The organism is Lentilactobacillus sp. TOM.63, from assembly GCF_030361045.1.
In the GTDB taxonomy this organism is placed as follows: Bacteria; Bacillota; Bacilli; order Lactobacillales; family Lactobacillaceae; genus Lentilactobacillus; species Lentilactobacillus dabitei.
In genome coordinates this window covers 1-10969 of record NZ_JAUCAP010000080.1, presented here as the reverse complement: position 1 = coordinate 10969, position 10969 = coordinate 1, and the positions used below count along the sequence as shown (strand labels likewise).

Below are 10969 nucleotides of genomic sequence, written 5' to 3'. Positions count from 1 at the left end.
TCATAAGGGAAGGCATTCCCTATTTCTATACAATTCAGAAATCTTTTATGCATTTACACAAGATATTTTACGCTCTCGAAGTTTTAAGCTTAGCTGATTTTGTAGTGGTATTACTGCCGCTAACAGATGAAACCAAAGGGATGCTTTCAACCAAGAGTTTTGAAACCATGCGGGATAATGCCTACTTACTTAACTTTGGCCGGGGGGATATTGTGGATAACGCCGCAGTGATTTCTGCCCTTGATCATAACGAAATTGCCGGCTATATTAGTGATTTTCCAAAGGCTGAATTGCAAGATCACCCAAACATCACGCTATTACCTCATCTGGGTGGCAATACGATTGAAGCATTGACTCATTCTGCTAACACCATTTTGCAAAACTTGCTCGACTTTTTGGAGTATGGTACCGTTCGTCGTTCCGTTAACTTTCCGCAAGTTGATTTGCCCTTTACCAGCCCGCAGCGGCTAACATTCTTTTCGCATGCCCGTGAAAGTTTGTGGTCAGATGTTAACGATATTTTGAACAAATATGAAGTGCCAGTCAAAGAAATGATGGGCAATACCAGAGAAGGGTATGCTTACACAATTGTGAATACAGATTTAACATCATTATCTGATCAAATGGTGCAACAAATGGTTGCCGAGCTCAGCGGAACCGAAGAAATGTTACGTGTTCGGACACTGAATAACCCGACTTGGGAAAATTGGAACTAGAATTGTCAGAATGTTTCACAAACCTTTAGTAAGTAAAAATAATCAGGATAGCACTAAATTGTCTTGATTTGGTTGTTTTCCGTTAATCGTCATATCTTGGTTGATTTTAGTAAAATTTAGCTTATAATTAGGGTTGTAAGCGGTTGTAACAGACGGGCCGATTATGAAAAATGTGAAATAATTTTCAACTTCAAATTATTTTAGTTTTTGATAATTGGTTTTTATTTGCTTGTGATTGCTCATCGATTAACAAATAAATTTATTGGAGATGTGATTATGCGAATCAAAGCAGCTGTTGTTAATAAAAAAGGCGGAGATTTTGAAATCAAGGACGATGTTGAATTAGCAGACATGCAAGCTGACGATTTACAGGTTCATATGGTTGCCAGTGGAATCTGTCACTCTGACGAAGCATTGCGAAAAGGAACTGCGGAAATTGGCTATCCAATTATTTTAGGCCATGAAGGTTCTGGAATTGTTGAAAAGGTTGGCCCTGAAGTAAAGAACTTTAAGCCAGGTAACCACGTTGTCATGTCATTCTACGGTTGTGGCAACTGCATTAACTGTTTAAAGGGAATTCCAACTCAGTGTTTGAATTATGCCGCAAACAATTTGTCAGGCGTTCGTCCTGATGGAAGTGCTCACTTTACTGAAAATGGGCATGACGTTGCCGATATGTTTGACCAATCATCGTTTACCACGACAACCGTTGTCCGGGAACGAAATGCTGTGAAGGTTCCTAAGGACTTGGATCTTCGTGAACTTGGACCTCTTGGCTGTGGCTATGTAACTGGTAGTGGAACCGTCTTTAACACGTTGAAGCCGGAACCAGGTTCAACGATTGCTGTCTTTGGAACTGGGGCCGTTGGGTTGGCTGCCATGATGGCTGGCCGAATTTCTGGCTGCACTAAAGTCATTGACGTTGATATTGTGCCATCACGACTTGAATTGGCTAAGGAATTAGGCGCCACTGATACGATCAACAGCAAGGATCAGGATGCGGTTAAAGCAATCCAAGATTTGACTGATGGTCACGGCGTTGACTACGCTGTTGATACAACGGGTGTGAAGAAGGTTATGGAAGATTCCATTCAGGCGTTGGCTCAAGGGGGAACGACTGCAACAATTGCTGTTACTGATCAACACATTGATCTTGATACTTGGAATGATCTTTGCACCAGTGATCGCAAAGTTGTCGGGGTTAACATGGGCGATTCAATTCCTCAAGTCGATGTTCCTCGTTTGATCAAGTTCTATCAATTAGGGATGTTTGACTTCGACAAGACCGAGAAATTCTACAAGTTTGAAGATATTAATCAAGCCAACGCTGATTCTGTCAGCGGTAAGACGATTAAACCAGTCCTCATTATCGATGATAGTTATGTGCCTGGTAAATAACATGAATGTGTGATGGCTCATTAAAATAGTTGAGAGCCAGCCAAATAATCTAAGCTTAGATCTCGTTAGCCAGCTGATGACAGTCAGCAACTAATTCGATGTAAGCTTAGATTTTTTTAGTTTCAATGTGTGTTTAAGTTCAAATTCTTAATTAACCAGATTGGAGTATGAATCACCGATGCTTAGAGAAACTTGTGAAATTTATTCAATTAAGATGGGGATATCGCTTAATTGTCAGTAAATCAGGCTTGTGAAACAACGAGTTGCATTTAGTTGATTTAAAAAAGATGGGCATATAATTATATTTGTAAACGGTTACAAATAGTCGCTGATGATGACTTGGTCAGTATCATTTCCATTAACGATCCGTTCTGGTTTCTGATAATCGGTTGATCTTCTGAGTATCGGCTTGGAAGTTAACCACTCATCGGGACTGTGATGAGCTAAATCGCCTTTGCTGGATTGATGATTGATGATGTGATCAGGCAAGTAAATCAGGCATATGTAAGGGGGGGAGCCATCAAAGCTATTTGTTGCCTTTAGCAAGTTGGTTGTTAGATTTGATAGTTGTTTTCAAATGTTGTGATGTTAGATACATCGTAGCTGCTAGGTTTTTGAAAGGAAGCAAAATACTATGGCACAAAATACCGTTTCTATGAAACATTATCAAATGTATATCAATGGCGAATTTAAAGATTCTGAATCAGGCAACGAAATTAAGGTTCTCAACCCATCAACCGGTGAAGAAATTTCAACGGTTCCAGAAGCTACCCGTGAGGAAGCCCGGGAAGCCGTTGATGCAGCTTATGAAGCTGAAAAGACTTGGAAGAAAGTTCCTGCTGCCAAACGAGGCGCGTATTTACACGCTGTCGCTGACGAAATTCGAAAGAACAAGGATCACTTTGCTGAAATGCTCCAAGAAGAACAAGGAAAAATCAAGTCATTAGCAATGACTGAAATTCTATTCTCAGCTGATTATTTTGACTACATGGGCAGTGCATCTAGGACGTATGAAGGCGAAATTCTCCAGTCGGATAATCCGAATGAAAACATTTTGATTGCCAAACAACCAATTGGGGTTGCCGCTGGAATCTTGCCATGGAACTTCCCTTTCTTCTTAATTGCTCGTAAGATGGGGCCAGCGTTGGTTACTGGTAACACAATTGTTTTGAAACCAAGTTCAGATACCCCTAATTTAGCACTTGAATTTGCTAAGACTGTTAAAAAAGTTGGCATTCCAAAGGGTGTTGTTAACATTATCTCTGGCCGAGGCTCGATTGTTGGTGATGAACTGACTAAGAATAACAAGATCGGCATTATCAGCTTAACCGGTGCTACCAGTTCGGGGATACGGGTTATGAATGCGGCCGCAACTCATCTGGCTAAAGTATCCCTTGAATTAGGTGGTAAAGCACCCGGTATCATTTGTTCAGATGCAGATATTGATTTTGCTGTTCAATCAATCATTGATTCCCGAATTGATAACAACGGTCAAATCTGCAATAACTGTGAGCGACTCTATGTTCAAGAAGACATTGCTGATGAAGTGATCGAGAAACTATCTAAGAAATTATCCGAAGTGACTGTTGGTGATCCAATGGAACATGAAGACATTGGCATGGGTCCACTTATCAATCAAGCAGCCCTGGATAAAGTATCCGGATTAGTTGATCGAGCCGTCGAAGCTGGTGGCAAGATTACTGCCGGTGGCCACATCTTGAAGATCAAGAATGGCTTCTACTTCGAGCCAACGGTTATTACTAACGTTAAACAGGATTCAGAGATTGTTCAAAATGAAGTCTTTGGGCCAGTTCTGCCAGTGTTGACTTTCAAGACATTGGACGATGCCATCGAAATGGCCAATGATACTAAGTACGGCCTGACTTCTTCAATCTTCACCCAAAACCTTGATACAGCAGCAAGAGCAGCTAATGAGCTTGAAGCCGGCGAAACTTACATCAACCGATTCAACTTTGAAGCTATGAATGGTTCTCACGCTGGCTGGAAACAATCAGGTATCGGCGGTGACGATGGTAAGCACGGTATTGAAGAGTTCTTGAATACCCACACGATTTACCTCCAAGGTCATCCAGAGAATGCTAAGGGTTAGTTAGTGAATTAAAAAAGAGAATGAGACAGACAAAACATGGATTGGCATGTTAATCTGTTTCATTCTCTTTTTGTTTTAGGGTCATAATGCGATTGTGATTTGAAAAGCTGACAATATCCATTTGTTTTTAGGGTTTGGTTCTGATAAAAACGAATTTTGTCGCCGTCGAATGCGCTGGGCTGAACTGGTAATTTGGGGAATCGAAGTTTTTGAGATCGGTTGGATTCTCAAGTTGATTTTCAGCCATGAAGCGGACCATCTCACCCCGAGCCATTTTAGCCAAGGTAGCGCGCGTTTTGAGTTGACCATCAACCTCATGAACAAAGGTAATATCGATGAACTGGTCGGGTGATTGAAGATAGGAAGTAATTGCTTTTGAATATTCTTTTGAAGCCAGATTAATAATCGGCTCTTTTTCTGCGCTAATTGCTTGATATAAGTCATTACCCCAAAAGTCATAAAGGTTTTGAGTGCCGCTTACTGATAACCTTGCCCCCATTTCTAAACGATACGGCGCAATGCCGTCAAAAGGTTTCAAAATGCCATAGAATCCTGATAATATTCGTAAGTTGCGCTGTAAATAATCCAATGCTGGTGTTGTTAACAGGTCAGCCGCCAGGTACTGATACTGAATCCCAGAAAAGCTCAAAATAGCGGGGGTCAAGTGTTTTGTCAGATCAAGGTTTTGAAGGTGATCGTAATTGGGTTGAGTTAATTTATCGCTCGTATGCCATAGCTTTTTGGCCGCTTCATAATCCAATTGCTGCATGGCGGTTAATAATTCCTGAGCCTTTTCAAGATAAACGGGTAATCCCTGGATATCAAAGTCATCCTGGTTGACAATCATTTTTTTAGCCGGAGAAATGATGATTTTCATGACGATTGTTAAAATCCTTTCGTTGTTTGACAGTTCGTGATCGCACTATTGAACAAGATAGAATAGCCCACTGATGCCAATTAAAACGAAGACGCATTTTTGGATCATCTGGATATTCATATGAGCCGTGATTCGATTGGCAATCATGGTGCCAACTACGCCACCAACAATCCCAATTAAGATGAAGGGGATATCATTGGTCCCCAAAATGCCGTCATAGAATCGAACACTGGTGACGTACAATTGATCAATCAAAAAGAAAGTTTGAATATAGGCCAAGTACGCTTCTTTGGTATCGGCAAGTGACAGAAAATAGAGTGCCATGAGCGGTCCACCAATCCCAAATAAACCATTAAAGAAGCCGGAAACCACCATGAAGATAATGGCAACATAAATAGGATAATGTTTGCGACCACCAGACTTAATGAGGAGAAAATAGAGCGATAGGGCAACTAATAAGCCGCCCAACATCGATTTAAGCAGGTGAACATCAATTGAACTGACTAATTTCAAGGCGACAAAGGCCACGCTGGCATAGACCAGAAATGGCCAAATGATTCGCTTGAAGCTCAGACTACGACGGTATCGCCACGCTAGCATGATATTTGACACTGACATAATGAGCGAAGCAACCCCAGCACTTTGAGGGATCGGCAAAATCGTGGGTAAAAATACCATGAGAACAATGGCGGAACCAAAACCGGTCACCCCTTGGACGATGCCGGCAAGAACTGCGGGCAGTAATACGAAAAGTAATGTGGTCATTTTCTCACTCTCCCTTGGGCAATAGTTCGTTTAGATAACAAAGTTTTTAAAGCTTTGATACGCTGGCTGGCGTTTTTAGCCGTGTGGTTGGGGTGGGTGAATGTTTGGTATATAGCTTTCTTGAGACAACTAATGCGATGATCAGAAACAGCAAGCACATCGTAAAGCCGGCTTGAATGCCGATTTGCTGGTGGTTGGGCTGGCTGACAAAGAGGTGGCTGCCAATATTAATGGTTGCGACAATAATCGCGGTTCCAAACGATGCTGCAATCTGTCGGAGGGTGTTAAAGGCGGCCACGCCATCAGAAATTAAGTTGCTTGGTAAATAAGCTAACGCTTGGGTTTGAATCGGAATGAGAATGAGGACTAAGCCAAGTTGCCGAATCGTTTGGCCCAGCGTCAGCATTGCTACTGAGGCGTTAACATCAATGAAAGCCTGCATCATCGTTCCCAAACAATCAATTAGAATGCCGGTGGTTACGATAATTCGAACCGGATAACGGTCAAACAACCGACCGCTGATCGGTGACATGAACCCAGTTAATAACGCGCCAGGAAGTAACGCCAGACCGGAGATGATCGCACTTTTGCCCATGATGGTTTGGATTAATAATGGCAATAGAATCGTATTGCCATACATGGTGGACACAATGAGTGAATTAACCAGGGTGGCGGTTGTGAATTGGGCGTTTTTAAAAACAGCGAGATTCACAAAGGGGTGATCTGACTGTCGCTGGGTGATTATGAATGTAGTGATTAAAGCCACCCCAACTAAAAATGGCAGCCAAACCGTTGTTGAGGTAATCGCGAATTCGCCGACGTTTGAAAAACACCATAATAATCCAAGCAAGCCAAGGCTGATGGTGATAAGGCCAGTCACATTAAATTGCGGTTCTTGCTTAGTTGGAATCTTGGGTAATGCGATGAGGGCGAAACCTAGATCAAGAACAATAAATGGGAGCACTAAAATGAATAAATAACGCCATGAAAAATAATCTAAAATCACGCCAGAAAGGGTGGGACCAATGATTGGCGAAAAGTTAAACGCTAAGCCGACAATTCCCATGACGGCACCTTGTTTACCCCGGCTGGCATAGCGAATTGCCAAAATATTTACCAGTGGCATCATCATTCCGGAGCCGACTGCTTGAATCATCCGCCCAATAATTAACGTGAAAAAGTTAGGCGCCAATGCACCAAAAATGGTACCGATGAGAAAAATTGTACTAAATGAAATGAATAGCGAACGAAAGGTGAATTTTTTGGTGAGATAAGCACTAACTGGAATCATGATCGCATTGACCAGCATGTAGCCGTTACTAACCCACTGAACGGTGGACGAAGAAATATTAAATACCCGCATAAAGGTTGGCAGGGCAACGTTCATCAGTGTTGAGCAAAGGATTCCAAAGAAAGTGCCGAACACCATAATAAACAGTGCGCGTTTAATTTCTTTTGACATTAACAGGACTTCTAACTATGTATTTTTGGTGAAGCAACTCTAAATAGTGTAAGGATTATGGATTGCTAAGTCAAACCCTATGGTCAATTCCTATTTCTCAGCAAAAAAAGTAGCCGAGATGAATTTAAATTCTCAGCTACTTAGATGAATTGGGGCTGTGAGAGTAATCGGGTTAAGCTTTTTTAGTCACTCGATAAAAATACGGTGAAAACGGGGTTCCCTTAGCGATATTAAAGCCATCGTAATAAATTTTAACCTGTTTTCCACTGACTTTGTTAAAGGTAAATCGCCCGGTATGTAATTCATTTAAGGCGTTCTTTCCCTTTATCGTGTAGGCATGGCTATTGATTTTTCTCCATTTGGTATTCGTTAAATGCCAGCCGGCTGACTGGGTGAGGGATGCATCAATTCGGTTGCTCTTAACGCGAACCGATTCATGACTATATAACTTCTTCATGCCAAAATACTTACCAATATTGACCGTTTTATTACGCCAGTGGCCCTGAAAAGCAGTCGGGGTGCCGGTATGCCAAGTTGCCGCTTTAGCGTTTGTAGTCGTTGAGACACTGCCAATTGCTAAGGGGACGGCGATTAGCAGGCTGAGGGTTAATGATTGATTCATTTTATCGCTTCCAAAATAAAGGCTATTTTTGATTATCAGGGGTTATTAATTGAATTACCATGCTGGGTTCACCGCCTGGAATTGCTCGATAGACGGCATAGTCACCAGGTTTTAGGTTATAATCCTGTAATTGGCCATTGGCTTCCACCTTAAAGCCGGCAGCTTCGTAATAGCTGTGACCGTCAACGGGTTCATCCGTTAAGGTGACTTGAACGGAATCCAGAGGGGCAACGTCAAGTGACGCCCGCCTTAATGCTAAATATTGGTTATTAATTGAATCAACGGTTACGGTAATTGAGTTATCAGTACATGGGGCGGTAAACGTTTCTTTCAATATGCATGACTTCCTTTTTTGAATTCTGCGTGGCGAATATCGCTTACGTTTATTGTAACTGTTTTGTCAGTCTGAAAGTAAATTAAATGATCATTGGCACCAATAACAATACCATCAATATTATAAACACTTAAATAGGCTTCACCATTTAGCTGAAGGATGATTTCTCTGGAATTTTCCCAACTGAGTTGTAAAAAATGATCGATGACTTCTGGATCCTGTTGCGGTAAACGAGTAGTGGGAACTTCGCTGATTTTTTTATCAGTCATGTCTTGAGTGTGATCACTTAGAAAGTAACCTAACCACTTCATCATACCGCGATCGTTATAAAGCCATTGGTCACGAGGAACGTTGCGAATCATAAGGCCTCACCTCCATGTGTTCATTATACGAACATATGTTTGTGTGGTCAAGAAAAAAAGTGAGCGGATCCAAACAGTTAGAGATCGGAGTGTAAGTCTCCTCGAACAGAAATTCCGGGTTTGGGAATTTTTGTTTGAGGTGCTTACATGTAGATCTTTGTTTGGAGGAGCTGTCCTAACATCACAACTTCAACTGCTCTTCATCCGTCGACAACGGAAATCCCTTTCTAAAGGCAGTCATCAAGAAATTAAGTAGGGGTGGGGTCACTTTTAATTCGTCAAGATCACGCAGCGAGAATGTATAACGAATGGCATTTTCATCATTTGCTTCAACCTTTTGAACCCACTTTGGTTCCCGAATTAATTCTCGACCCATCGCAGCAAATGCAACTCCAGTATCAATGAGTTTTTCGACTTGAGCAGGGGTGGCTAGGTGGCCAACAACCATTAATGGCAAATTATCGTCAAGAAGTGGCTGAATCTTTTCAAATATTGGTTGAGGATCTGTCCGATCGACAATTGAAGTGGCAAACGCATCCGCTAGGGAAAGGTGAAGGTAGTCGATCGGCATTTGATTCAGCTTTTGAATTAAGGCTAGTGTGTCAGCCAAACGGATTCCGGGGGTTTCGATTTCTTCAGGGGAAATTCGATAACCTAAAATAAATGACGGTTTTGAATGTTTAATAACCGCCGCGCAAATAGAAACAACGGCTAATGGGAAATTCATTCTGTTTTCAAGGCTGCCACCCCATTTGTCAGTTCGCCGATTGGAATGGGGACTGAAAAATTGTTGCAGTAGGTAGGTATTGGCTCCGTGAAGCTCAACACCATCAAAGCCGGCGTCAATAGCGAGCTGAGTGGCATGACCAAAGTCTTTGATCGTTTGTTCGATTTCAGCATTGCTAAGGGCGCGTGGCGTTTCAGCGCCAGGTCGCAAGGGGGCAACGGCACTAGCAGAAACCGGCTGTTTACCACGGAGAACCTTAGAATTGCTCATTCTCCCAGCACTAAAGATTTGTAAGATTGCCTTAGTCCCGTTAAGCTTCATGGCATTAGCCAGTCGCCGCAGTCCAGGAAGCATTTTGCTGCTGGCAATACTTAGCTCACCTTCAAAGCCCTTGCCAAGTTCGTTAACATTGGCACAGCCGGTGATCATCAGGCCAACACCGCCAGACCGCAGGCGATAGTAGTCAATTTCGTCAGTTGTAATTGAGCCGTCTTCAAAGCTGGATTGTTCGGTCATTGGCGACATTGCGATCCGGTTCTTGATGGTAACGCCGTTTCGCAGCGTGTAAGGATTGAGAAAATGATAGGTTGCCATTGGAAAACCTCCATATAATTTAAGATATGATCTTATTCTAGCATAGTGAAGAATGCTTTGATGGAAAGCGGGTGTCTTGGAGAAATGATGTAAAACAAGTTTGACATATTATGTAAAACATGTTTTACTATAAATGTAAAATAAGTTTTACATTGAATGGGAGAAATTGTTATAAAAAATACGATTAGGAGCCGTCGAAAAGAATTGAAATTGTCTCAGGCAGAACTAAGTGAACTGACCTTAGTGACTCGACAGACAATTAATGCAATCGAAAATGAAAAATATGATCCTTCATTGGAATTGGCTTTTAAATTGGCGAGGGTATTGAACACAACGGTTGATGAACTTTTTATTTATGGAAAGGAAGGAAAATAATGAATACTAAAAAACACATCATCAATGTCGCGATAGCTGCGACTGCCGGATTAGGAGCTATTTACGTATCCTTTCTAATTAGCGCACTTTATCGGGGTTATTTCAATGTGCCACTGAACGTTTCAGTGATTTTGTGGGCAATATTAGCAATGGGGATCATTTTTGATCTCCTACTTTTGACAAAAACTAAAAAGATGAATCGGAAAATCAAATTTTTTGATTTTAGCGAGAGTGGCTATCCAGTAGACATGGAACATAATGATGAACAGGAATGGCGCCTGATGCTCACAGCAACATACATATCATCTCGACTGACAATTAATTATCTGATTATTGCTTTCATAATTCCCTATATCATCATTTTGTTTGGAACTGGTTTTGGGTTAATCTTTTGGATCATTTTTTCTGGGACAGCACTGTTTATCGCAATGATGATCAATGAATGGGGATATGTGTTTGCCTATTTACATTTGGACAGGTCATAGGGAAGGGTGCGGATAGAATCTTAGAATTAAAGCATCAAATAATTATCGAGTCGTTTAACCTTAATCGTAAGCACTAAATAATTGGACGTATTCAAAAAGGCATTCGAGCATGTTATTCTTCAGATAACACAATCGAATGCCT

13 protein-coding genes are annotated in these 10969 nt (G+C 41.6%); 5 read left to right on the top strand and 8 right to left on the bottom strand.

The features are described 5' to 3' along the window. Nucleotides 1-716, top strand: a 716-nt coding sequence (locus QUF07_RS11870; protein WP_289427573.1) for an NAD(P)-dependent oxidoreductase, incomplete at its 5' end; no start/stop codon positions are given. A 276-nt stretch (nt 717-992) separates the two neighbouring features. Continuing rightward, nucleotides 993-2114: an NAD(P)-dependent alcohol dehydrogenase gene (locus tag QUF07_RS11865; protein ID WP_289427571.1), complete on the top strand. Its 1122-nt coding sequence runs from the start codon at nt 993-995 to the stop codon at nt 2112-2114. A gap of 315 nt (nt 2115-2429) precedes the next feature. Here the strand turns inward: QUF07_RS11865 and QUF07_RS11860 are convergent, their stop codons facing one another. Then, on the bottom strand, nt 2430-2603 hold the full coding sequence (locus tag QUF07_RS11860) for a hypothetical protein (RefSeq protein ID WP_217162617.1): 174 nt from the start codon (nt 2601-2603) through the stop codon (nt 2430-2432). 145 nt (nt 2604-2748) lie between these two features. On the opposite strand from QUF07_RS11860, the gene aldA reads away from it, so the two are divergent. After that, nucleotides 2749-4224, top strand: coding sequence for an aldehyde dehydrogenase (aldA, locus tag QUF07_RS11855; RefSeq protein WP_289427570.1), 1476 nt, complete (start codon nt 2749-2751; stop codon nt 4222-4224). A gap of 127 nt (nt 4225-4351) precedes the next feature. Here aldA and yaaA read toward each other — a convergent pair whose 3' ends face one another. The 7 genes from yaaA to QUF07_RS11820 all read right to left on the bottom strand — a co-directional run bounded on the left by yaaA (nt 4352) and on the right by QUF07_RS11820 (nt 9967). Then, on the bottom strand, nt 4352-5101 hold the full coding sequence (gene yaaA / locus QUF07_RS11850; RefSeq protein ID WP_217162621.1) for a peroxide stress protein YaaA: 750 nt from the start codon (nt 5099-5101) through the stop codon (nt 4352-4354). Between the two features lie 45 nt (nt 5102-5146). After that, nucleotides 5147-5866: a sulfite exporter TauE/SafE family protein gene (locus QUF07_RS11845; protein ID WP_217162622.1), complete on the bottom strand. Its 720-nt coding sequence runs from the start codon at nt 5864-5866 to the stop codon at nt 5147-5149. A gap of 46 nt (nt 5867-5912) precedes the next feature. Then, on the bottom strand, nt 5913-7328 hold the full coding sequence (locus QUF07_RS11840) for a DHA2 family efflux MFS transporter permease subunit (protein WP_289427568.1): 1416 nt from the start codon (nt 7326-7328) through the stop codon (nt 5913-5915). A 172-nt stretch (nt 7329-7500) separates the two neighbouring features. Further along, a complete protein-coding gene (locus tag QUF07_RS11835; RefSeq protein WP_217162624.1) occupies nt 7501-7950 on the bottom strand; it encodes a hypothetical protein in 450 nt (149 codons plus the stop codon). A gap of 22 nt (nt 7951-7972) precedes the next feature. Next, the gene (locus QUF07_RS11830; protein WP_217162625.1) at nt 7973-8284 is read right to left on the bottom strand and encodes a hypothetical protein; all 312 of its coding nucleotides are present in this window, start codon (nt 8282-8284) and stop codon (nt 7973-7975) included. Continuing rightward, on the bottom strand, nt 8281-8646 hold the full coding sequence (locus tag QUF07_RS11825) for a hypothetical protein (protein ID WP_217162626.1): 366 nt from the start codon (nt 8644-8646) through the stop codon (nt 8281-8283). Before QUF07_RS11825 ends, QUF07_RS11830 begins: the two co-directional genes overlap by 4 nt. Before the next feature lie 181 nt (nt 8647-8827). Then, on the bottom strand, nt 8828-9967 hold the full coding sequence (locus tag QUF07_RS11820) for an NADH-dependent flavin oxidoreductase (RefSeq protein WP_217162628.1): 1140 nt from the start codon (nt 9965-9967) through the stop codon (nt 8828-8830). A gap of 156 nt (nt 9968-10123) precedes the next feature. On the opposite strand from QUF07_RS11820, the gene QUF07_RS11815 reads away from it, so the two are divergent. Continuing rightward, a complete protein-coding gene (locus QUF07_RS11815; protein WP_502879030.1) occupies nt 10124-10342 on the top strand; it encodes a helix-turn-helix transcriptional regulator in 219 nt (72 codons plus the stop codon). Then, entirely contained in the window at nt 10342-10827 is a 486-nt protein-coding gene (locus QUF07_RS11810) for a hypothetical protein (protein WP_289427567.1), read from the top strand. Before QUF07_RS11815 ends, QUF07_RS11810 begins: the two co-directional genes overlap by 1 nt. Nucleotides 10828-10969: the final 142 nt, after the last annotated feature.

What these genes read in the sequence shown, in the direction of transcription:
- QUF07_RS11810 (WP_289427567.1), top strand. Translation starts at nt 10,342, where the DNA reads ATGAATACTAAAAAACACATCATCAATGTCGCGATAGCTGCGACTGCC.
- QUF07_RS11815 (WP_502879030.1), top strand. Translation starts at nt 10,124, where the DNA reads ATGGGAGAAATTGTTATAAAAAATACGATTAGGAGCCGTCGAAAAGAA.
- yaaA (WP_217162621.1), bottom strand. Translation starts at nt 5,101, where the DNA reads ATGAAAATCATCATTTCTCCGGCTAAAAAAATGATTGTCAACCAGGAT.
- QUF07_RS11865 (WP_289427571.1), top strand. Translation starts at nt 993, where the DNA reads ATGCGAATCAAAGCAGCTGTTGTTAATAAAAAAGGCGGAGATTTTGAA.
- aldA (WP_289427570.1), top strand. Translation starts at nt 2,749, where the DNA reads ATGGCACAAAATACCGTTTCTATGAAACATTATCAAATGTATATCAAT.
- QUF07_RS11825 (WP_217162626.1), bottom strand. Translation starts at nt 8,646, where the DNA reads ATGATTCGCAACGTTCCTCGTGACCAATGGCTTTATAACGATCGCGGT.
- QUF07_RS11840 (WP_289427568.1), bottom strand. Translation starts at nt 7,328, where the DNA reads ATGTCAAAAGAAATTAAACGCGCACTGTTTATTATGGTGTTCGGCACT.
- QUF07_RS11835 (WP_217162624.1), bottom strand. Translation starts at nt 7,950, where the DNA reads ATGAATCAATCATTAACCCTCAGCCTGCTAATCGCCGTCCCCTTAGCA.
- QUF07_RS11845 (WP_217162622.1), bottom strand. Translation starts at nt 5,866, where the DNA reads ATGACCACATTACTTTTCGTATTACTGCCCGCAGTTCTTGCCGGCATC.
- QUF07_RS11820 (WP_217162628.1), bottom strand. Translation starts at nt 9,967, where the DNA reads ATGGCAACCTATCATTTTCTCAATCCTTACACGCTGCGAAACGGCGTT.